At 64.7% G+C, this 21,934-nt stretch carries 21 protein-coding genes; 13 read left to right on the top strand and 8 right to left on the bottom strand.

Annotation, left to right across the window (positions count from 1 at the left end; all coding sequences use genetic code 11):
- Positions 1-288 precede the first annotated feature (288 nt).
- The gene (moeA, locus tag MAF45_RS10955; RefSeq protein ID WP_237980649.1) at positions 289-1,530 is read left to right on the top strand and encodes a molybdopterin molybdotransferase MoeA; all 1,242 of its coding nucleotides are present in this window, start codon (positions 289-291) and stop codon (positions 1,528-1,530) included.
- On the opposite strand, the gene MAF45_RS10950 is transcribed toward moeA, so the two are convergent.
- From MAF45_RS10950 to MAF45_RS10935, 4 genes are all read right to left on the bottom strand, one after another.
- Positions 1,500-2,432 carry a metallophosphoesterase family protein gene (locus MAF45_RS10950; protein ID WP_237980647.1) on the bottom strand — a complete coding sequence of 311 codons (933 nt, stop codon included), beginning with the start codon at positions 2,430-2,432 and terminating at the stop codon, positions 1,500-1,502. The two genes, moeA and MAF45_RS10950, sit on opposite strands and share 31 nt — an antisense overlap.
- A gap of 257 nt (positions 2,433-2,689) precedes the next feature.
- Entirely contained in the window at positions 2,690-3,313 is a 624-nt protein-coding gene (lolA, locus tag MAF45_RS10945; protein ID WP_237980645.1) for an outer membrane lipoprotein periplasmic chaperone LolA, read from the bottom strand.
- The gene (locus MAF45_RS10940; protein WP_237980643.1) at positions 3,310-4,038 is read right to left on the bottom strand and encodes a hypothetical protein; all 729 of its coding nucleotides are present in this window, start codon (positions 4,036-4,038) and stop codon (positions 3,310-3,312) included. The genes lolA and MAF45_RS10940 overlap by 4 nt, the downstream gene beginning before the upstream one ends.
- A gap of 56 nt (positions 4,039-4,094) precedes the next feature.
- Entirely contained in the window at positions 4,095-6,536 is a 2,442-nt protein-coding gene (locus tag MAF45_RS10935) for a DNA translocase FtsK (protein WP_237980641.1), read from the bottom strand.
- A gap of 107 nt (positions 6,537-6,643) precedes the next feature.
- Between MAF45_RS10935 and trxB the strand changes: the two genes are divergently transcribed.
- Genes trxB through MAF45_RS10915 form a run of 4 tightly spaced genes read left to right on the top strand, consistent with a single transcriptional unit; the run spans position 6,644 to position 9,772 of the window.
- Positions 6,644-7,597: a thioredoxin-disulfide reductase gene (gene trxB / locus MAF45_RS10930; protein ID WP_237980639.1), complete on the top strand. Its 954-nt coding sequence runs from the start codon at positions 6,644-6,646 to the stop codon at positions 7,595-7,597.
- Between the two features lie 2 nt (positions 7,598-7,599).
- A complete protein-coding gene (locus MAF45_RS10925; protein WP_237980637.1) occupies positions 7,600-8,277 on the top strand; it encodes a Smr/MutS family protein in 678 nt (225 codons plus the stop codon).
- Between the two features lie 44 nt (positions 8,278-8,321).
- On the top strand, positions 8,322-9,023 hold the full coding sequence (locus MAF45_RS10920; protein ID WP_237980635.1) for a trimeric intracellular cation channel family protein: 702 nt from the start codon (positions 8,322-8,324) through the stop codon (positions 9,021-9,023).
- Positions 9,020-9,772, top strand: coding sequence for a ZIP family metal transporter (locus tag MAF45_RS10915; protein WP_237980633.1), 753 nt, complete (start codon positions 9,020-9,022; stop codon positions 9,770-9,772). The genes MAF45_RS10920 and MAF45_RS10915 overlap by 4 nt, the downstream gene beginning before the upstream one ends.
- A gap of 27 nt (positions 9,773-9,799) precedes the next feature.
- On the opposite strand, the gene MAF45_RS10910 is transcribed toward MAF45_RS10915, so the two are convergent.
- The 3 genes from MAF45_RS10910 to hemC form a co-directional block, all read right to left on the bottom strand.
- Positions 9,800-10,138, bottom strand: a complete 339-nt coding sequence (locus tag MAF45_RS10910; RefSeq protein ID WP_237980631.1) for a P-II family nitrogen regulator — start codon at positions 10,136-10,138, stop codon at positions 9,800-9,802.
- Positions 10,139-10,368: 230 nt separating this feature from the next.
- Entirely contained in the window at positions 10,369-11,160 is a 792-nt protein-coding gene (locus MAF45_RS10905) for a uroporphyrinogen-III synthase (protein WP_237980629.1), read from the bottom strand.
- Between the two features lie 5 nt (positions 11,161-11,165).
- The gene (gene hemC, locus MAF45_RS10900; RefSeq protein WP_237980626.1) at positions 11,166-12,101 is read right to left on the bottom strand and encodes a hydroxymethylbilane synthase; all 936 of its coding nucleotides are present in this window, start codon (positions 12,099-12,101) and stop codon (positions 11,166-11,168) included.
- 268 nt (positions 12,102-12,369) lie between these two features.
- Between hemC and argH the strand changes: the two genes are divergently transcribed.
- The 8 genes from argH (at position 12,370) to MAF45_RS10860 (ending at position 21,451) form a co-directional block, all read left to right on the top strand.
- On the top strand, positions 12,370-13,821 hold the full coding sequence (gene argH, locus MAF45_RS10895) for an argininosuccinate lyase (protein WP_237980624.1): 1,452 nt from the start codon (positions 12,370-12,372) through the stop codon (positions 13,819-13,821).
- An 83-nt stretch (positions 13,822-13,904) separates the two neighbouring features.
- Positions 13,905-14,516: a ribosome biogenesis factor YjgA gene (gene yjgA, locus MAF45_RS10890; RefSeq protein WP_237980622.1), complete on the top strand. Its 612-nt coding sequence runs from the start codon at positions 13,905-13,907 to the stop codon at positions 14,514-14,516.
- Positions 14,516-16,003, top strand: coding sequence for a molybdopterin adenylyltransferase (gene mog, locus MAF45_RS10885; protein ID WP_237980621.1), 1,488 nt, complete (start codon positions 14,516-14,518; stop codon positions 16,001-16,003). Before yjgA ends, mog begins: the two co-directional genes overlap by 1 nt.
- A gap of 104 nt (positions 16,004-16,107) precedes the next feature.
- On the top strand, positions 16,108-17,022 hold the full coding sequence (locus tag MAF45_RS10880; RefSeq protein ID WP_237980619.1) for a manganese-dependent inorganic pyrophosphatase: 915 nt from the start codon (positions 16,108-16,110) through the stop codon (positions 17,020-17,022).
- Positions 17,023-17,187: 165 nt separating this feature from the next.
- On the top strand, positions 17,188-18,369 hold the full coding sequence (locus MAF45_RS10875) for a MalY/PatB family protein (RefSeq protein WP_237980617.1): 1,182 nt from the start codon (positions 17,188-17,190) through the stop codon (positions 18,367-18,369).
- Positions 18,370-18,631: 262 nt separating this feature from the next.
- Positions 18,632-19,888, top strand: coding sequence for a dicarboxylate/amino acid:cation symporter (locus tag MAF45_RS10870; protein ID WP_237980615.1), 1,257 nt, complete (start codon positions 18,632-18,634; stop codon positions 19,886-19,888).
- A 90-nt stretch (positions 19,889-19,978) separates the two neighbouring features.
- Entirely contained in the window at positions 19,979-21,154 is a 1,176-nt protein-coding gene (locus MAF45_RS10865) for a hypothetical protein (protein ID WP_237980613.1), read from the top strand.
- 123 nt (positions 21,155-21,277) lie between these two features.
- On the top strand, positions 21,278-21,451 hold the full coding sequence (locus MAF45_RS10860) for a hypothetical protein (RefSeq protein WP_237980610.1): 174 nt from the start codon (positions 21,278-21,280) through the stop codon (positions 21,449-21,451).
- Between the two features lie 123 nt (positions 21,452-21,574).
- Here MAF45_RS10860 and MAF45_RS10855 read toward each other — a convergent pair.
- On the bottom strand, positions 21,575-21,934 hold a 360-nt coding region (locus tag MAF45_RS10855; RefSeq protein ID WP_237980607.1), incomplete at its 5' end, for an integrase core domain-containing protein.

Below are 21,934 nucleotides of genomic sequence, written 5' to 3'. Positions count from 1 at the left end.
CATTCGTTTTTTTTCGAGCACCTGATTTCTTTTGAGCGGAACTCCCGAAGGAATTCCTGAGGCTCTCAAAAACCAGATGCCCACGCTTATCGGTTCGTTGTTCAGTTTTTAAAGATCACTGCGCTTTAAGCGGCGCAGATCATTATTATGCATTGCCAATTTGAAAATGTCAAATATTTTTTAAAAAAGTTTTCATTCCGCCCGTTTCAGGACGTCATGGCCTTCAAGCCGCCGGCCTCTATACAATAGATTCCTATAGCCCAATGAACCACAGGCAGCTATTCAAAGATGAATCCCACATTCAACCGCAGGCCCGTTTCCTACCAGGAGGCGCGCTCGTCCATCCAGTCTTTTGTCCGTCCCGTGCGCGAGACCGAAGAGCTCCCCATTGAAAAAGCCCTCTCGAGGGTTCTGAGCGAAGACGTCGTGAGCCCCGTTAATGTCCCCGAGGCGAACAACTCCGCCATGGACGGCTACGCCATGAAGTTTTCGGATCTCGCCGCCGACGGCAGCGGCACGCTCAGGCTCGCCGGCGAGTCTTTCGCGGGGCACCCCTTCACCGGCCGGCTTGAGCCGGGCGAGTGCATCCGGATCATGACGGGCGCCGAAGTCCCCGACTGCTGCGACACCGTGATCCAGCAGGAGCTGACCCGCGTCGACGGCAGCCTCGTTTCCTTTGCGGCGGGCGTCGGCAGGGGCGGGAACGTGCGCCTGCGCGGAGAGGAGCTCCGCCGGGGCTGCCCGGCGATTCCGGCCGGCACCCGGCTCACGCCGGCCTGGATCGGCCTGACGGCCACTCTGGGACTGCGGACGGTCCGCGTTTACCGCCGTCCCCGGGTCGCCATTCTCTCAACAGGCGACGAGCTCACCGATCCCGGGCAGCCGCTTGGGAAAGGGCGCATTTACGATGCGAACTCCTTTTCCATCGCGGCGCTTGCGCAGCGGGCCGGCGCAGAGATCGCCATGAGGAAAATCGTCAGGGATGATCCGAAGGAGCTCCTGCAGGCGCTCGAGGAAGCGATTGAAGCCGATGTCATTCTCACCAGTGGCGGCGTATCCGTCGGCGCAGCGGACTTCACCCGTTTTGTCGCAGCGCAGAAGGGGGAGATCTTCAACTGGGAAGTCCCCATGCGTCCCGGCCGCCCCATGGCCGTCGGCGTCGTGGCCGGCAGGCTCCTTTTCTGCCTGCCCGGCAACCCGGTGGCCGCAGCTGTGACCTTCCTTGAATTCGCCCGGGGCGCCATAAGGAAAACAGGCGGCGAGCTGGGCGACGCGGACCCGCCCTGCCTCACGGCGACAGCGGAAGGCCGCTTCAAGAAGCGGCCGGGGCGCTACGAAATGCAGCGCGGGATTTTCCGGATCGATGAAAAAGGCCGCGCGGTGGTGAAAAGCACGGGCATGCAGTCCTCGGCCATGCTCACCTCCATGTGCAGGGGAAACTGCATCGTCTGGCTCGATAAGGACAGGGGCGCGGTCGAACCGGGCGAGCAGGTTCTGGTTCAGCCCTTCTTCGGCCTGCTTGACAGCTGATCTGAAATCCGCCAGGGCTGAGCCACGATCTTTCCCTTAAGCGTCTGGGCCTTGGCGGAGCAGCACTTCTCATCGATCACAACGAGCGTGGCGTCTCCCTCGGAGCTGCCGAGAACCAGCTCTCCGCGGGCGGCCATCGCAGCCGCGTCCTTGGGATCGAGCTGCGACTCGACGACTTCCTCGCCCCTTAAGTTCACGATGCCGCGCAGGCCCACCGCTCTGATCCATATGCCGCCGCATTTTCCATAGGCGATGCTTTCATGCTGGTGGCCGTGGAAAAGCCAGCGCACGTGCAGGTCCTGAGCCAGCCGGTCAATGGCGGTGAAGCCCTTCCTGTGGCACGAGGGGGCTTCATGCGTGACCAGTATGTCGGCATGCTGGCGCGACAGGTTTTCGTAAACCGAAGGGAAAATGGTGGTGCGATGCCGCCTGGGCAGCCCTCCGCGCCAGGTGTTGTTGCGGCCGATGCGCCGCAGAAAGCTGCCGACGGAGCTGTAGTTTGGCTCGCCGTCGGGCATCCAGATCTGTCCGCGGAATACGCCCCCCAGGCCGGCCACCCGCAGCCCGGCCACATTGCCGACGCGTCCGTGAAGGTTGTGGCTGGCCAGAGACCCCTTCCAGAGGCGGTCATAATAGGCGTCCGTATCGGAGTCGTGGTTGCCGGGAATCCACCAGACGTCGGTGAAGGCGAGCGCCTCCTCCAGCACCCGGTCGAGCTCGTCGGGCGGCTGGAGATCCCCCAGAATGATCATCGCATCGGGCTTGTACTCCCGAGCGGCGGTGTTGATCTGATCAAACTCGCCGTGGGGATCGCCGCAGAAAAAAATCTCAGGAAGCTGCGCCTTTCTCTTAAGGGGACCGCGGCGGCCTGCATCGTGGCGCCGGTGACCATGAGAGCTCATGACCGGCCTCCGCGACCCGGAAGCACCGGCCCGGCCGCAGAGCGCGGCGCCGGACTGCCGGAAAAGAAAAAAGCCACGGACGAGAAGGCGCCGCCCCGTGGGCGGCCCTCCCCCAGGCTGGCAATGCGCATCGCGCGCATTAGAAAATCCATCAAAGGAACCCCGCTTCGGCTGAAGGACGCCTGCGGCGACATTCAGCCTTAATTGCTTACGATAAGTTGATTATACGGGGAACGCACTCACCTTAAGAGCAGGCGTCATTCTTTCAGGATCTCAGCCCCGCGGGGAGGCTTGAACTCAAACCGCGCCGGACCGACGGCGGGATTCTTCTTCCAGCCGGAAAACTTCAGGCTGAGCGTCTGGCCGAAGCTGTCGTGCATCACCATCGCAACAGGCATCGCTGCCCGGAACCCGATTCTGAAATCCCTGAAGGACGAATCCTTGTTTTTGGGAACTGCCTCGATCCACTCGGCGCCGTCCTCAGCGGGCAGCTCCTTCACCGTAAAGTCCCGCCTGAAGTCATTGTTCCCGAACAAAATGGCGGCCGGGCTCGCGGGCATCGCCCCCACAATCGAGCGCACCGTCACCTGCCTGAGGTCCGGGTCCCATATGGAGACCTGGCGTCCGTTGGAGTAAATGTCTTGCTTATAGGGCTTGTCGTAGGACCACACAAATTTCCCGGGGCGCTTGAAAACAAAAGTTCCCGAAAAGTTTTTTTTCGCCGAAGCGTTTCGACCGGAATTTTCCTGCACGAAGCTGCCCGAGGCCGACTGAGTGCTTTTAAGGAACTCAGAAAGCTGCTCAATGCCGGAGGCCCAGGAGGGCGCGGCTGAAAAGGCGGCCGCCGCAGCCGCGGCAAAGCACCATTTAGCGAAACTCATGCGTTTTCCCCTTTCAGAGGCTGCGCAGACAGCCGGACAGCCTCAGACTTGTCCGCCACATGCCGGTAGAGGAGATCGCCCTTTTTCAGGCTCTCCCCGCCGAGCGCGCCCAGCAGCGACAACGACTCCCGCCGCGAGGGCACGCCCAGGCAGATGCGGTCGGAAATTTCCGCCTTAAGGAGGGAAGGCAGCTTTTCGGGCTCGGCGCTGGAGGTGCAGACGACGGGCAGCATACCGCAGGCCCGGCCGTACCTCGCGGCAAAGCAGAGCTGATCCGTAAAGGGCCTGCCGAACCTCGCCAGGCAGTCCTGATAGTCTTCTAGAATAAAAAGCTGAAACGGCATCGGGGCGAGCTTTCTCTCGGCGGCGAAGGCATTGTAGTGGGGGAGGTTGTTCGACCCGGCCGCCTTCATCTGCTCGTAGCGCCTGATCTGCTCGCTGCAGAAATCCTTCAGGCGCTCGAGCGCCTTTTCTTCCGCGGCAAATTCCACGCCTTCGGCTTCCGGCCTGTCTGCGCCGCACCAGACGGCGCCCGTGCCCTCTTCGAGCAGAAAGGCGGCGAGCATGGCCTGGACGGTCTGCTTTCTCGCCGCGTCAGTGCCCCCGCCGACGATGACTCCGTGGCTCTTGCCCAGATCCAGGGGATAAGGGGCTCCGTTCGCGCACCAGCCGACGGGCATTCTCCGGCTGAAGCCACTCAAATTAATCTGTGACGTCTCGTCCATGAAATATGATCCTCAAATAAGGCTGCACGGGGCGGCCCTGTAGGCGCTGGCGCTGCCTAGTCCTTGTTGACCGGAACCAGGATCGTGCGCTTGCCCGCTCCGTCAGGGGCGGACACAATGCCTGCCTCCTCCATCGCCTCGATCAGATTTGCCGCACGATTGTACCCAATGGACAGATGGCGCTGAAGGGAAGAAATCGTCGGCCGGTTGGTGGAGAGAACGATCTCCACCGCCTTGTCGTAGAGGGCGTCGGCCTCGCCGCCAGCCTTGCCGCTGCCGGCCGGCTCCTCGGGCTTGTCCATCACTTCGTTGATGTAATCGGGCTCTCCGCGCTTTTTGAGCTCGGCCACCACATTCTCGACATCCTCGTCGGAGACGTAGCAGCCCTGGATCCTCACGGTGGAGCTCATGCCGGGAACCCGGAAGAGCATGTCGCCGTTGCCGATCAGGTTCTCCGCGCCCGGCTCGCCCAGAATGACCTGCGAGTCATAGCGCGTCACCACCTGGAAGGCGATGTGGGCCGGGATATTCGCCTTAATGAGAGGCGTCACCACGTCAGTGCTCGGCCTCTGCGTGGCCAGGATCAGATGAATGCCGGCCGCCCTGGCCTTCTGCGCGAGGCTGGTGATCAGCATCTCCACCTCCCTGCGCGCGCCGGCCAGGATCAGATCGGCCAGTTCGTCCACGACCACGACGATGTAGGGCCAGGGAGACAGGCAGGAGGGCTCGTCAGGCGAAGTGCTGAAAGGATCGGCAATGGGCTGACCGCGCAGCTGCGCGGCCTTCACCTTTTCGTTGAAGGCCTCGAACCTCTTCACCCCCACCCGCCTCATGACGGCGTAGCGGCGGTTCATCTCCCGGGTGAGCCACTGCAGGGCGTTCACCGCCTTGCTCATGTCGGTGACCACCTGGCAGAGGAGATTGGGAATGCCCTCATAGGGCGAGAACTCCACCATCTTGGGGTCGATCATCACGAAGCGGACATCCTCGGGCGTGCTCTTGTAAAGGATCGAGAGGATCATCGCGTTGATGCCGACGGACTTACCCGAGCCCGTGGTCCCCGCCACCAGAAGATGCGGCATCTTGGCGAGGTCCACCACATAGGGCCGCCCGGCGATGTCCTTGCCCAGGGCAAGCGTCAGCTTCGAGCTGGAATTCCGGAATTCATCCGAGCCGATGATCTCGGAAATACGGACCGTCTGCCGCTTGGCGCTCGGCATTTCCAGCCCCATGCAGGTCGTGCCGGGCAGGTTCATGACAAGCCGCAGGCTGCCAACGCCGAGGGCCCGGCCAAGGTCGTCGCAGACATCGGCGATCCTTGAGCCCTTCACGCCCTCCCCGGGCTGAAGCTCGAACTGGGTGATCACGGGGCCGGGGCGGGCGGAAACGACCTGGGCGTCGATGCCGAAGCTCTTCAGCTTCGACTCGATCAGCCGGCAGGTGAGCCCGAGCGAGTCCTCGTCGACATCGTCGACAACCGGATCGGGCGGCACAAGCAGCGACAGGGACAGGTTCGGGGAGGACGCGTCCGCGAGCTCCGGCAGATCAGGCTCCCGGACGGAGCCATCGTCCTGCGCGCCTTCGGCCGGCGCCTGCGCCTCCGCAGCAGGCGCCTCCGGCCCGGAGCGGCCTTCCTCAGGCAGCGGCTGCGCGGGCGCAGCGGGCGAGCGGGCCGCTGGCTGGGTCGTTTTTTCAATGCTCACCTCATGCTGCGCGGGCAGTTCCGCCGCCTGCTTTTCCTGCCGGATCTGCTCGCCGATGCGGCGGTCCTCCGCCTCTTCCCTGCGGGTGCTGCCCCAGTGAAGAATGCGGTCAACGATTGTTCCGATGCGCTCGCACAGATCAAGCCAGGAGAAGCGAAAGACAATTGAAACCCCTATCACGACCATCGCCACGAACAGGGCGAGAGCGGGGTAAAGGGTAAGAATCTGAACCGGAGCCTTGCAGAAACAATGCCCGAGCAGCCCTCCGGGACCGGCGGGCAGCAGCCCGAAGAAGTCCAGCTCGAGGAAACGCTCCAGGCAGGAGGAGCCGAGCATCAGGCACACGAAGCCGGCCAGACTCACGAAAACCGACAGCAGCCCCTCTCCGGCCCGTGCTTCAGCCGACAGCCGAGTTTCGAGAAGCCGGGAAAAGAGCGCAAAAATGCCGGCGATGACGATCCACCAGGACGCTCCCCCGAACAGATACATGAGGGCGTTGGAAATCCAGGCCCCGGGGCGCCCGAGCAGGTTATGGGTGTGAGCAACGCTCATGCTGATGGAAAAGCCCGGATCGGCTGCGCTGAAGCTGGCCAGCGCAATGCCCAGCAGCACGAGGGCTGAAAAGCACCCCAGCCAGAGGCAGACGCCCGCCGCCCTGTATAAAAAGCGGCCGAGCCCGGCAAAACTCCTGTGCGGAACGGCTGCTTCCTGCTGCCTGTAGTTCGGCAGGTAGGGCTTTCCTACGGCGGCCCGATGAGCGCGGGGGCTCGCTTTCTTGGTCGAAAATAAAGTCATGCGTGAATTATAGGAAAGCTGCCTGCCGGTCCCGGACCAGCCGGCCTCTCAAGGGTAAACGCTTTTCAGTAACATACCGTTATACATCATTTTAAGGAACACCCGACATGTCTGGAATCGAACACAGTCCTGTCCTGATCTTGGGGTCTGGCCCGGCGGGCTGGACCGCTGCCATCTACAGCGCCCGTGCCGGCCTGTCCCCCACGCTTATCACCGGAATGGAAGAAGGCGGACAGCTCACGACCACCAGCGAGGTAGACAACTGGCCCGGCGCCATCAACGGCATCATGGGACCGCAGCTGGTGGCCGACATGGCCAGCCACGCCAAGCGGTTTGGAACCCGCGTTGTGAACGACGTCATCACGTCCGTTGACTTTTCGTCCCGCCCCTTCCGGCTTACCGGCACGCGCGGCGTGTACACGGCCGACAGCGTCATCATCGCCACCGGGGCTTCCGCCCGCTACCTCGGAATACCGAGTGAAACGGCCTACAAGGGCCGCGGGGTCTCCGCCTGCGCGACCTGCGACGGATTTTTCTACCGCAAGAAGACAGTGGCCGTCGTGGGCGGCGGCGCCGCGGCCATCGAGGAGGCCCTTTACCTGGCTAACATCGCCTCGAAGGTTCATCTGATCCACCGCAGGAACACCTTCAGAGCCGAGCCGATCGAGGTGAACCGGGTGAAGGAGGCCGCTGAATCGGGCCGCATCGTCATCCATACGCCGCGGGTTGTCGACGAGGTGCTCGGGGACGCCACGGGAGTCACCGGGCTGAGGCTGAAGAACCCTGAGACCTCCGAAACCGAAGAGCTTCCGGTCGACGGCGTCTTCATCGCAATCGGCCACACTCCGAACACCGGCGTTTTCGGCGACGCGCTGGAACTCGACCGCGGCTACATCGTGACGGGCCGCTACGGCCGCGGGGATACGGCAACCTCCGTCCCCGGCGTCTTCGCCGCCGGCGACGTTCAGGATCCGGTTTACGCCCAGGCCATCACTTCGGCCGGCACGGGCTGCAAGGCCGCTCTTGACGCTCAGAAGTGGCTGGAGGAAAACAGCAACTGAAAATGAAAACGCTCAGCAGTTTCTCCGATCTGAAGTCCGTCGGCGCAAAGCTCAAGGAAGAGGCCGAGCTGCGGCTTGAGGAAAAGCGGCGCGCTGCTGAGCGCGCCGCACGGCGCAGGCAGGAAGCCAGCCTGTTCTCTTCCGCCATGAGCGACATGGGGGTCCGGCCCCTCAAAAAAGAGGAGCGCGCGGACACCGGGAAGCGCCGCCCGCAGCCCATTCCGCACCAGAGCATCGCCGAGCGCAAGGCAGTGCTCCACGCCTCCGTCTCCGACGAAGTCGACACGCTCGTTTTCCTTCAAAGCGAGGACGGGCGCTGCTACTGGCGCGAAGGGCTCTCGCCCGACATCTGCCGGAAGCTGCGCCGGGGGGACTGGACGGTCCAGAACCACCTCGACCTCCACGGCCTGAGGACCGACGCGGCCCGCGAGGCGGTGCTCGAATTCCTCCGCTCCTCGCAGAAGGCGGGGGCGCGCTGCGTGCGCATCGTCCACGGCAAGGGCAACGGCAGCCCGGGGCACCAGCCTGTGCTGAAGGAAAAAGTCCGCCGCTGGCTCAAGCAGTGCGGGACCGTGATGGCGTTTGCGGAGGCGCCCGAAATCGACGGCGGAGCGGGCGCCGTTCTGGTGCTGCTGTCGGCCTCCCCGAGGACTTTGTCGACGGAGGCGCCGCATTTATAATGTGACCCTCCGCACTCCGGGAGCAGACGGCTCCCAGCACTGCCATGGACATCAGCGCACAGATTTTTTCCGATCTCCCCGACCTCATAGGCATCGTCGCCTTTGACATCGCCGGCATCCTGGCCACCGAGAATAAAAAGATCGACCCTGTGGGCGTGTTTGTGCTCGCGTTCACCACGGCCTTCGGCGGAGGCATCATGCGCGACGTCGTGATCGACAACCGGCCCTTCTGGTGGGTTTCTCACGAAGGCTACGTCTGGCTCACGCTGGTGCTCACCTTCTTCGCTCCGGCGCTGATCCGGCATTTCAGCAACCGCATCTCATACTCGGCCTACATCTGGGCCGACGCCATCGGCCTGGGATTCTTCTCGGCGGGCGGCACCGCCCTGTCCATCGCCTCGGGCATCCCCGCGCTTCCAGCCACGCTGCTCGGGGTCTGCACGGGGGCGGGCGGCGGCATGCTGCGCGATGTCTTCCTGGACCGCCTGCCGCTGGTGCTCTCCGACCGCAAGCCCTACGCCTCCGCGGCGTTCGCCGGCTGCTGGCTGTACATCGGCCTGCTCGCCTTGGACATCGACAGCACCGCCGCGGTCTGGGTCTCTTCGATTTTCATCTGCCTGTTCCGAATGGCCTGCTGGTATAACAACTGGGAAATCCGCTACGGCGATGCCGACACGGTGGCCTTTGTCGGAGTGAAGGACGCACCCGCCCGGCCGCAGCCTTCGGAGGCTGACCAAAAGAAATGACGCTTCTTTCCATCTTCATCGCCTGCCTGATCGCAACGGTTCTTGCGATCACGACGGCCCGGCTGCTCGACGGCCGGATCCTGTTTCGTCTGGGCGACAGCCTGACCTGCGTCTCGACGGGACTGCTGCTCGCGCTGGCCTGCACGCACCTGCTGCCTGAGGCCTTCGAGCAGGCCTCGAACCCCCACGCGGTCGGTTTCACCGTGTGGGCGGGCATATTCCTGCTGATTTTCCTTGAGCATGCCTTCGGCATCCACAGCCACGGCGCCGCGCAGAAGGACTCCCGCGGGCAGAGTCTTGCGCTGCGGGGCATCTGGCCGATCATCGTGGGCGACTCGCTGCACACCTTCACGGACGGCCTTGTGATAGCCAGCTCCTTTCTTGTGAGCCCGGCCCTCGGCTGGGCCATCACGGCGGGAATCCTAATGCACGAGATGCCCCAGGAGATCGGCGACTTCGTGCTGCTGCGCCGCCAGGGGCTCAGCCAGAGCCGCGCCTACCGGCTCATGCTGATCGCCGGGGCTTCCGCGACAGCCGGCGGCCTGCTCGGCTATTTTGTGATGGACGCCGTCAAGTGGCTGCTGCCCTACGCTCTGGCCCTGTCGGGAGCGAGCTTCCTCTACATTTCGATGTGCGAGCTCATCCCGCGGCTCGGCGCTGAAATCTCCAGCCGGAGCGATTTCCTGCGCCAGTTCCTGCTCATCGGTCTGGGCGCGGTCATCGCGTTTTTCATCGGGCACGGCCACTAAAGCGGCCGCGCCCCGGCTGGTCCGGGATCAGACCGCAGCGTCGCCGGTCTCGCCCGTACGGATGCGGATCACCTGCTCGAGCGGGCTGACGAAAATTTTCCCGTCCCCGATCTTGCCCGTGTAGGCCGCCTTCTGAATCGCCTCCACGCAGCTGTCGCACAGCTCGTCGGACACCACCGCCTCAACCTTCACCTTCGGCAGGAAATCCACGATGTATTCGGCCCCGCGGTAGAGCTCGGTGTGGCCCTTCTGGCGTCCGAAGCCCTTCACCTCCGTGACCGTCATGCCGGAAATGCCGAGCTCGGCCAGCGCCTCGCGGACTTCGTCAAGCTTGAATGGTTTAATGATGGCTACGATCTGTTTCATGTTGGTTCCTCTGAAGACCATCCTTTCACGCCGCGGCAGAGCCCTGCGCGGAGGCGGCCGCGGAGTTCCGGGCCGCACGCAGGCCGCGCCCGGGGCGGCGAGTCCGTATCATATCAGCCCCTCGCCGGCGCGCCCGAGGGAAAGGGGGATTCGGCCGGCGGCTGCGCCGGCCCAGGGCAGCCCCGGGGCCGCATCCGAATTTCCTGACTCAATATTTTAGGGCCCGCCGGTCACCTGCTCAGCCGGTCCATCACCTCAAAGACGCTGCGGATGACCTCCTCGTCCCGGGGGTCGCTCATACGCACGAAGCGGAACCCCGCCTCGCGGACCACCGCCTCGCTCCTGGGGTGGATCACCACAGCCCCGCCGGAGACGAGCCACTTCCAGGCGCCTTCCACCGGGTGCAGGGCGTGCATGAGGGTGCTGACCGTCTCCGAGCTCGTGATGTAAATGACGGGCGGCGGCAGGCTGAGGGCGAGCTGCCCGATCTGCTGCCGCTCGGAGTCCGTGAATGCAAGCGGCGTGCGCTCGTAGCAGGTGAGCGTCTGGACGTCCGCTCCTTCTGCGATCAGCTGCTGGGAGAGCCACTCGCGGCCGGTCTGACCGCGGCAGATCAGCACCCGCGACGGGATTCCCCGGTGCCTGAGCTCGGCCATCAGGGCTTCGCTGCCGGACTGGGAGGCGCTGCCGTGCGGATAAACGATCGGCACGTCCTCGCCCCAGGCCTTCCGGGCGATCCGCGCCGTGCCCTCCCCCACAGCGGCCAACGTGATGTGGGAGGGCCAGCGGTCCACCCAGTGCGACACGGCGGCCACGGCCGAAGGGCTCACGAGGAGCACGAGCTCGACGTCGTCCAGGCTGGAGAGCCGCTCGCCCACCGGCTGCTCGTCGGCCGGCAGCCGGATCTTGAAGGCCGGCCAGAGCAGGACCCTCGCGCCGAGCTGCTCAAACTCCGTTCCCAGCCGCTGATTGACCGCGCCGGTTCGCGTCAGAATGACCGGATTTGCTGTCGCGGCGCGCACTTTGCTCAGCCCTCGAGTACTTCTTTGAGGATGCGTTCCGCGCCTTCTGCGCGAAGCCGTCCGAGCACCTCCGCGGCAGCCTCCAACGGAGCCTCGAGCCGCCCGTGGGTCTCGGCGAAGATCGCCTCGCCGGTGCGGTGGTTGCCGACCATGGCGCGAAGCCACATCCCGCCGTCTCCTTCAGGGACCGCGTAGGCCGCAAGCGGCACCTGGCAGGATCCGCCGAGGGCGCGGGAGACCTCGCGCTCGGCCGCCGTGCAGGCGCGGCAGGCCGCGTCGTTGATGAAGGCGACGGCCTCACGGGCCTGCAGGTTGTCCTGGGCCACCTCGATGCCGAGGGCGCCCTGCCCGGGCGAGGGCAGGCTCACCTCGGGCTCGATCACAGAGCGGATCCTCTCCGAGAGCCCCAGCCGCTTGAGCCCGGCCGAAGCCATGACGAGCGCGTCGTACTGTCCCTCGTCGAGCTTGCGAAGGCGCGTGCCGACGTTGCCCCGCACGGGCCTGACGACCAGATGCGGATAGCGGCAGCGGACCATCAGCTCGCGCCGCAGGGAGGCCGTTCCCACGACGGCCCCGGCCGGCATTTCCTCCAGGCTCGCGTAGCGCCCGCTCACGAAGGCGTCCCTCGGATCCTCGCGGGACGACACAGCCGCGAGGACGAATCCCTCGCTGAGCTCCATGGGAATGTCCTTGAGGGAATGGACGGCGAGATCCGCCTTTCCTTCGCGAATCGCCGCCTCAAGCTCCACAACGAAAAGCCCCTTGCCGCCGATCTTCGAGAGAGTCTTGTCGAGAATGCGGTCGCCCTTGGTCGTCATGCCGGACAGCTCGACTTCCATGCCCGGGCTGTGCCGCTCGAGAAGCTCCTTCACATGAACGGCCTGCCACATGGCCAGAGGGCTCTCGCGGGTGGCGATGACGCATTTTTTCATTTCTGCCATTCAAAACAACCTTTCAATGTTTTCGACCGGCCTCTCCCTGCGGGAAGGCCTCGGAATTATTTTAACAAGCGAGTATTTCCACAAGCTGAATACGCCCGCCGCCCCTTTTTAGGCCCCGGAAGCCCCGGTTCGCGCGGCGTCATTTCCCACCCGCTTCTTTTTTAAACTGCGGGCGGCCCCGCGGCCGGCGGGCTTCGCATGCTCGTCAAATGGGCGGTAAAATAACGATTTTCTTTCAATTATCGGGTTCCCGCAACCCCACTGAGCAATGGCAAACATCAACGATTCCTCCGATCCGCTTCATGCTAAAAACAAAGCCTGGTCCGGGCGTTTTTCCGAGCCCGTGGCCGATTTCGTGCTGCGCTACACCGCCTCCATCGGCTTTGACAAGCGCATGGCGATGGCCGACATCCAGGGGTCGCTCGCTCATGCCGCCATGCTGCAGAAGTGCGGCGTCATCAGCGCCGGGGACCTCGAGGACATCCGCCGCGGAATGGCCCAGATCCGCGAAGAGATCAAAAACGGTACCTTTGACTGGCAGCTCGCCCTGGAAGACGTGCACCTCAACATCGAGGCGAGGCTCACCGCCCTCATCGGCGACGCCGGCAAGCGGCTGCACACCGGCCGCTCCCGCAACGACCAGGTCGCCACCGACCTGCGGCTTTATCTGCGCGAGGAGCTCGACGAGATCACATTCCTGCTCAACGACCTGCAGAAGGTGCTTGTGAACCTGGCCGACAAGGAGGCCGACACGGTCATGCCGGGGTTCACCCACATGCAGGTCGCCCAGCCTGTGACGTTCGGCCACCACATGCTCGCCTACGCGGAGATGTTCGAGCGCGACCGCGAGCGGCTCATCAGCCTGCGCCACCGGGTGAACCGGTCGCCGCTCGGCGCCGCCGCCCTGGCCGGAACGACCTACCCGATTGACCGCGAATACAGTGCGAAGCTGCTCGGGTTCGAAACCGTCATGCAGAACTCGCTCGACGCCGTCTCCGACCGCGACTTCGGCCTCGAGTTCCTTTCGGCTGCCAGCCTGATCATGATCCACATCTCGAGGCTTTCCGAGGAACTCGTCTACTGGATGAGCCAGCGCTTCAACTTCATCCACCTGCCCGATCGCTTCACAACGGGCTCGTCGATCATGCCCCAGAAGAAGAACCCGGACGTGCCGGAGACCGCCCGCGGCAAGGCCGCCCGCGTCGTGGGCGAGATGTGCGCCTTCGCCGTGCTTCTCAAGGGCCTGCCGCTCGCCTACAACAAGGACCTCCAGGAAGACAAGGAGCCGGTCTTCGATGCGATCGACACCGTGAAGGACACGCTTCATGCTTTCATCGAAATGATGCCCGGGGTCGAGCCCCAGCGCGAGGAGCTGCGCCGGGCCTGCCAGGCGGGCTATCCCACCGCCACGGACCTCGCCGACTACCTGGTCCGCAAGGGCGTGCCGTTCCGCACGGCCCACGATGTCGTGGGCCGCGTGGTGAGGAAAGCCTCGGAGCTGAAGGTCGACCTGCACGAGATGCCGCTGTCGGTGCTGCGCTCTTTCAGCGATAAGATTGAGGATGACGTGTACGACTGCCTCACGCTCGAAGGCGCCCTCAAGGCCCGCAACCACACCGGCGGCACGGCGCCTGCCCAGGTCCGCCGCCAGGTGGCCCTCTGGAAGCAGCTTTTCGAAAAGCGCCTTGCCGACGCGCACGCCGGCGAATACGACCGCTGACCGGCAGCCACTTTTTCCGGTTCCATCAGGCAGCGCCGCCCCGAGAGCCGTCGGGACGGCGTTTTTTGGAAGGACACTGAATTATGCAGATCATGACCCGGGATCCTTACGCCTTCGGCGACGACGGCGAAGTCGACGACGAAGAGTCCGGCCCCAGCAAATCCGAAATCAAGCGCGAAATGCACGGGCTGCAGGAGCTGGGCCGGGAACTCACGAAGCTGCCCGAGGAGACGCTCGCGCGCGTTTCGCCCGTGCTGCCCGAGAACGTGCTGGAGGCCGTCCGGGAGTTCCGGCGCATCAAGACGTTCAAGGCCCAGCAGCGCCACATCCAGCACATAGGCAAGCTGCTGCGCGCGGCTGACGCCTCCGCCATCCGGACGGCCATGGAAGACGCCGGCGGGGCGAGCGCCGCAATGGTGGCGATCCAGCACCAGTGCGAAAGGCTGCGCGACGAGCTGCTCGCCTCCGACGAGGCGCTCACCCGGCTGGTCGACGAGCATCCCTCGACGGACATTCAGCGGCTTCGGCAGACGATCCGCATGGCCCGCAGGGAGGCGGCCAAGGAGGATCCGGCAAAGCGCAGCCCGCGCCCCTTCAGGGAGATCTACCAGATCCTGCGCGAAGCCCTCACGGCCGAGCGCGAAGCCGGTCTCGCGGCCCAGGTCCGGGCAGGCGCTGAACAGGAGAACGAGTAATGGAAACGACAAACGCTGGTGAAACCGTAATCGGGCTCGTGTCGATCTCCGACCGGGCGAGCGCCGGAACATATGAGGACAAGGGCATCCCCGCCCTGGTTGAATGGTGCACCCGGGCCATCACGACCCCGGTGAGGTTCGTGAAGCGGCTCATCGCCGACGACCGCTACGCCATAGAACGCACGCTCGTCGCCCTGGTGGACGACGAGCGCTGCGACCTCGTGCTCACCACGGGGGGCACCGGCCCGTCGCGGCGCGACGTGACTCCGGAGGCGACGCTGGCCGTCGCGACCCGGGAGCTGCCGGGCTTCGGCGAGCAGATGAGGGCCGTGTCGCTGCACTTCGTGCCCACCGCCATCCTGTCGCGCCAGGTCGGGGTCCTCCGCGAAATTCCAGGGCATGCGGCCCTCATCGTAAACCTGCCGGGCCAGCCGAAGGCGATCGCGGAGACGCTCGGAGGCGTGCGCGGCCCCGAAGGCGAGCAGATCGTCCCGGGCATTTTCGCCGCCATCCCCTACTGCATCGACCTCATCGGCGGGCCGTGGATTGAAACCGACCCGGCGGTATGCCGCGCCTTCAGGCCGAAGTCCGCCCTCAAGGCGAGGCAGGAAAAGCTCTCGCGCGAGGCGCAGGACGAGGCGGCGCCCGCCGCGCCGGGAGAGCCCGAGCCCGTTCAAAACGGCCGCCCGCAGCAGCCCTCCGCCGGGGCCCCGTCCGAGCCCCCCGGAGACGAAGGCGCCCGGCGCGTTTTCGTGGACCCCGCGCCGCTGCGCGTGCCCGGCGGCAGGACCGTGGAGGTCACGCCCGCCGCGGAGCAGCTGGAGGTTTTCCGGCTCGATCCCGCCGGCGGCAGGCTGCCCGCGCCCTGCGCGATCGTCTGGCTGGGCGGCATGGGCACCGACGTGCACGACTTCTCGGAGCTGCCCGAACAGCTTTCCGAGCTGCGCGGTCCCTCGGCCCAGTTCTATATGGTGAACGCGCCGCAGCTCGAGCTGAGCGCCACGCCGGGCAAGCTCGTGCGCGCCTGGTACGACCTGCCCGGCCGCGGGCTCTCGGACGAAGAGGACGAGCCGCGCATCCGCCAGGCCTGCGGCCGCATCACGAGGCTCGTGGACGAGATTGCCGCTAGGGGCATGCCGCGCCAGAGGATCTTCCTTGCGGGATTCTCCCAGGGCGCCTCGATGGCGCTCTTCACCGGAGCGCGCCAGGAGCTCGCGCTGGGCGGCGTGATCGCGCTGTCGGGCTACCTGCCCCTCTCGCAGGCCCTGCCCGCTGAGATCCGCAGCGGCGGGCGCGCCACGCCCTTTTTCATCGGGCACGGCGCCTACGACGAAATCGTCCCGCTGCCCTTCGCAGAGCACAGCGCGCGGCTTCTCGCGCAGCTTGGCGTGAACGTCACCTGGCATGAATACGAGGCGGAGCACGACTTCGGCGGTGAGGCGCTGGCCGACGTCGCGGAGTTCCTGCACCGCGTCATGAAGTACTGAGGCGGGACGGGCGCCGGCCCCGTCGTGTAGGATTGCGGCGGAGGGCGGCGCTTTTGCCCGCGGCATTTTCCCTTCATCCGTTTGTTTCTTTTCTGAGGTTACTGATGAGCGTTTTGGTTCTGGGGCACAAGAACCCCGATACAGACTCCATCGTCGCGGCCCTGTCCGCCGCCAATCTTTACCGGGCCCGCGGCATCGACGCCGCTGCGGCCGCTCAGGGCGAGCCCGCTCCCGAGACCGCCTTCGTGCTGAAGCGCTTCGGCCTCGAGGCTCCGCAGATCGTCACGTCCGTGGCCGGCCGCGACGTCTATCTTGTCGACTACTCCGACCTCGCCCAGGCTCCCGCTGACTTCGGCAAATGCCGCCTGCTCGGCATCGTCGACCACCACAAGCTGGGCGACGTGACTTCCGACGCCCCGCTGGAGTGCTGGATCCAGCCGGTCGGCTGCTCGAACACGGTGCTCAAGCTGATGTACGACTTCTACGGAGTCAAGGTGCCCCGTGAGCTTGCCGGCGCCATGCTCTGCGCGATCCTCTCCGACACCGTGCTCTTCAAGAGCCCGACCTGCACGGAAGCCGACAGGAAGGCTGCCGCCGAGCTCGCCTCGATCGCCGGCGTCACCGACGTCGAGGCCCTCGGCATGGAGATGTTCAAGGCAAAGAGCAACCTCGACGCCTCCCCGCGCGATCTCATCTTCCGCGACTTCAAGGACTTCGACATGAACGGCCGCAAGGTGGGCATCGGACAGCTCGAGCTCATCTCGCTGTCGATGGTGAGCCCGGAGCTGAAGAAGGCCCTCGCCGAGGAGCTGGCTCGCGTGAAGGCCGAAGGCCGCCACTCGGCCCTGCTCGTGCTGACCGACATCATGAGGGAGGGCTCCGAGCTGCTCGTGTGCTCCGATGAGCCCGAGCTCATCGTGAAGGCCCTGAAGGCCGATCCGGCCACGATGTGGATGCCCGGCGTGATGAGCCGCAAAAAGCAGATCGTCCCGCCGCTGCAGCTGGCCTTCAAGGCCTGAAGCGGGGCACAGGCCAGACCGCGCGCGGGGCTGCGCCCCGCGGCGGAAACGGGAGGGCCGCTTTTTTAAGCGGCCCTCCCGTTTTTTCGCCTTCCCGCCCTGCCCCGCCCTAGGCATACAATAGGAAAAGCTCCATGTGTTTTCAAAGACAGGAGGTTGACGACAATGCCCGATTTCTGCTTTGACCAGACCGCCGACCATCGCAAGGACGGCTCCTACCGCTGGGAGCAGCCCGCAGGCCGCAGCGATGTGATCGGCATGGACACCGCGGATCTCGACTTCGAGTGCCCGCCCTGCGTGCGCGAGGCGCTGCGGCCGATTGTCGAAGAAAACACCTACAATTACAGGCGCCTGCCCGAGGGCTATTTCCGCGCTGTCGAGGACTGGTACAGCCGCACCTACGGCCTCAGGATCGAGCGCGAATGGCTCTTCAGCGTCCCGGGAACGCTTGCCGCCGTGCGGCTTGCACTGGGGCTGTTCATGAAGCCCAACAGCCAGGTCATCCTCCAGTGTCCGAGCTTCGGGCCCATCCGCCGCATGATCTCTCTGTCGGGCTGCCGGGTTCTCAGAAACCCGATGAAGCCGGTGCGCGGGCACTTTGAAATCGACTTCGAGGACTTCGAGCAGAAGGTCCGCGAGGAGCGGCCCGCCGCCTTCGTTCTGGTCAATCCCCAGAACCCCACGGGAAGGGTCTTCACAAAGCAGGAGCTCGCCCGGCTCGCGTCGATCTGCGCGCGCTACAGCGTCCCGATCATCTCCGACGAGGTGCACTCGCTGCTCACCTACGGCAACCACCTCCACACTCCGATTCTCGCGGCCTCGGCCGAGGCCCGCGCGGTCTCAATACAGATCGTGAGCATGAGCAAGGGGTTCAACCTGATGGGGCTGCCCCACGCGATCGTCGCCGTGGCCTCCCCGAAGCTGCGCGAGCGCTTCGCGCAGGCCTCGCAGGCGCACAGCTTCGGTTACGCCGTGAACGCCTGCGCCGCCGCAGCGGCCCGCTCCGTCCTCGAGGGCCAGGCCGACGACTGGCAGCGGCAGCTGCGGACCTACCTGCTTGGAAACATTGACCTCGCGTTGCAGTTCTTCGAGCGGGAGCTCCCCGCGGTGCGCACCTATCGCCCCGAGGCCGGGTTCCTGCTCTGGCTCGACTGCAGGGGGCTCGGCATCCGGGCGGAAAAACTGGGCGAGGCCTTCATGGAGCAGGCGGGCATCAGGCTCTGCAACGGGCTTGACTTCGGCCCCGCGGGCGGGGGCTTCGTGCGCATGAACATCGCCGTGCCCCGCGCCGTCCTCGAAGAGGCGCTCGGGCGCATCCAAAAAGCCTTCGGGCGTCCTTCCGCCTGAAAAGGCGCGGCCGGTCCGGGGCGGCGGGGCGCGCTTCAGGCTCGCCTGGGGATCGCCCCTGCGGCCTTCTCTCCGCGGCCAGGCCGGGGAGGGGTTTCTGTTACGGAAAATTAGATCTAAGTTATTGTTCTTAAATAAAATAAGCTAATCAAATCTGCTCAAGACTTTCTTTCTCCCGCAGCGTACACTGACCTTGAAGCCCGCCCCAGTTCAGGCGCTCCCCTCGCGCTCCGGAGGCCGGGATTCAACAAGGGAGAAAGTAATGGCCGCAAAAACTAAAAAACTGGGCTTAGCCACCAAAATTCTTCTGGCCATGGTGGTAGGCGCCGCGTTCGGTTTCATCTTCAAGGGCAGCTACGACATCTGGGGCCAGGTGACCCAGCCCATCGGAACGATCTTCATACGGCTTCTCAAGATGACGATCATTCCGCTCGTCTTCTTTTCCATCGTCTGCGGCGTGGCGAGCGTGGCCAACCTGCAGCGGCTCAAGAAAGTAGGCGGAACCTTCCTCGTCTTCTGGTTCCTCGCCTCGATGCTCGCCGCCATCTCCGGCATCTTCTGGGCCTACGTGATCGAGCCCGGCGTGGGCATCCATCTCGCCGAGAAGGCCGCCTTCAGCACGAAGGACGTGAGCGTCGTAAACAGCCTCGTCAACTGGTTTCCCGACAACGTGTTCGCCTCCTTCACGAACTTCAACATCCTGCAGGTCATCATCTTCTCGCTCTTCCTCGGGTTTGCGATCGCGCTGCTGCCGGCTGGCTCCGAAGCGAAGAGGCTACTCAGCAAGGGGTTCGAAGTCTGCAACACGGCCATTACTAAAGTGGTTGAAATCGTGATGGTCTTCGCCCCGCTGGGCGTTCTCTGCCTCATGGCCGACGTCACCGGAACCCTTGGCACCGAGGTGCTCACCGGTCTGGGCAAAATGCTCGTGACGCAGTACGTGGCCTACGCTACGGTCCTGCTCGTCATGTTCCCGATCATCCTGAAGTTCATCGCGAAGGTGAGCCCCCTGCGCCACTACGCTAACGTGTTCCCGGCGATGATCCTCGCCTTCTCGACCTGCAGCTCAAGCGCAACGCTGCCGCTCACGATGAAGTGCTCCAAGGAGCGCGCCGGCGTGCCCGACGAGACCGTGAACCTGCTCGCCCCGCCCGCGGCCACCATCAACATGCAGGCCTGCTGCGCGGAAATGCCGATCTACGCCATCTTCGCGGCGCAGATGTTCGGGCTTGATTTCGGCTTCGGGCAGCTCGTGCTCATCTGCTTCCTCGGCATCATCATGGCCGCCGGCGTCGCGGGCGTGCCCGGGGGCGGCATCATGATGTCGGCCATCATGATGCAGACGATGGGCCTGCCGCTGACCATCGTGCCCTGGGTGGCGGGCATCTACCGCCTGATCGACATGCCCAACACGATGCTCAACGTGACCGGCGACACCGTGGGCATGGTGACGACCGCGTCGCTGCTCGGCACGCTCGACCGCGATAAATTCAACGCGCCCAAATCCATCTACGGCTAAGCGCCGGGGCCGCCCGCCGTACCCCCTTTTTTTCAGTGGGGGCGCGCATGAGCGCCGCGGCCTGTTTTTTTTCAGCGGGACTTCCGTTTTATGACCACTATCCGTCTGTCAGGGAAAGAAAAGGGCCGCTTCGGCATCGTCGGGCACGCGGGCGTTGGCCACGTGCACAGCCACAGCGGCTTCGTTCAGGACGACTCCGCAGGGTTCGCAGCCGCGGCCCGGATCCTGAAGGAGGCGCTGCCGGCCGACACCCGCATCGCGCGCGCGTACGCCGACCAGGCCCGGGGGCTCGTCACCGTGGAAACCGAGAGCGGGGGGAGGGGCTGCGCCTCGACCTCGCGCGGGATCACCCCGGCCGAGCAGGAGCTGCTCGAGCGCTCGATCGGGCTTGACGCGGCGCTGCCCCAGAACGCTGCGGTCCACACCTTCGGGCGGGTCTACGGCCAGGGAGCTCTTCCCCTGCCCTCGGCCTTCGAAGGGGCCTGCGCGCTCGCGGCTCTCGACTCCTTCGGCAGGGCGGGCGGAGGGAGCTTCCTGCTCTCGCCCGTCTCGCCCCCGCCCAACTACGACCGGTGCGGCGGGACGGTGATCGAGCTCGACGGCCTGCCCGTGTCGCTGCTGCTGGTGGTGAACGGCACCCGCGGCGGCCTCGGCCCCGACGAGGATCTCGAGGGCAACGTCTGTGAGGGCGTCAAGAAGGACCTGATGGAGCGCCTGGGGCTGAACCGCATCCCGACCGTTGTCGTCGAATCCAAGGCATACGCCCCGGCCGCCGCCCGGGATCTGAAGGAAAATCGCTACCTCGTGCGCGTTCAGAAAAACCTGGACTGCGGGGAGCTCGGGCAGGCGCTGCTTCGCGCAGGGCAAAGTCTCGGGCTGCCCATCTTCCTGGCCGACGACGCCATGCCGCTCGAGCCGGGGGCGCTACGAAAGGCGACCCGCAGGGTGGGCGAGCAGATCGTCCGGCTGGGGCAGGAGTTCATGAACGCGGAGAGCGCGGCCGAGAAAGTGAGTATCATCGCCCGGCTCAACCGGCTCGCGAGCGAGGATGCGGGCGGCGTCACCTTCATGAGCAACGCCGTGCACGACCGCATGCGGGGAGCGGGAACGCTGCCCGGGATCAGCGCGCTGCTGTCCATGAACGTCACGAGCGACTACATACGGCAGGCGGTGATTCCGACGCTCACGCAGGAAGACCTCGAGGGCTACCGCGCGATCATCGTGAAGGCGCTGGAAGCGCTGGGCTCGGAGACGGGCCGCTCCTGAAACGCCGGGCAAAAGGGCGCGGGGCGCCCTGCACGGGCTGCCGCGCGGCTAAAATGTCCCCGCGATGCCCGGCCCCCGCCCGGCGGGCTGGCCGTCTTTTTCCCGCAACCCTGAGGCCCTCAAGTGAAGCTCTCCTCCATCCTTAATTTCCTGCTTCTTCTCGGATTCATACCCGTGTGGCTGATCGGGACCGAGTGGCACAGGAAAAACAGGCCGAACTACCTCCGGGGCGTCCTTTTCACGGCGATTTACCTGGCTGTGATCGAGGCGCTCGACTTCCTGGTGCTGGGCGAATAGCCCCCGGAGCCGCGGAAAGCGGGCTGAACTGGTATGGATTTCTTGGACAGATGTAAGACGGAATTATTTTAGGCATCCGACTTTTCAATTTCTCGAAAAAATTTCTGTCGTAATCAGCAGCATTCAAGACACCGTTTCCTGTTTCTCCTTCTGGCGCTGCTGCCGGTACTCTGACGGGGGGACGTTGCCGATCACTGAGCAAGGCCGGCGGCTGTTGTAAAAATCGATATAGCAGGCAATGCTGTCATTCTGTTCCTGGAAGCTCGGCTTCTCCCTGCTGAGCAGGGAGTTGTACAGGGATTCGACCTTAAAGGTGCCGTTGAAGCTCTCCATGGTGGCATTGTCATAGCAGTTGTCCGTGCGAGAGAAACTTTGCGTCACGCCCATATCAGCAAGCAGCTGCCGGAAGATCTCCGAGGTATAGATGCTCCCGCGGTCACTGTGAAGCATGGCTCCGGGAGCAAATTTGCGGAACGACAGGAT

The organism is Mesosutterella porci, from assembly GCF_022134585.1.
GTDB classification, from domain to species: Bacteria; Pseudomonadota; Gammaproteobacteria; order Burkholderiales; family Burkholderiaceae_F; genus Mesosutterella; species Mesosutterella porci.
This window is presented reverse-complemented; position numbering and strand designations above follow the sequence as displayed.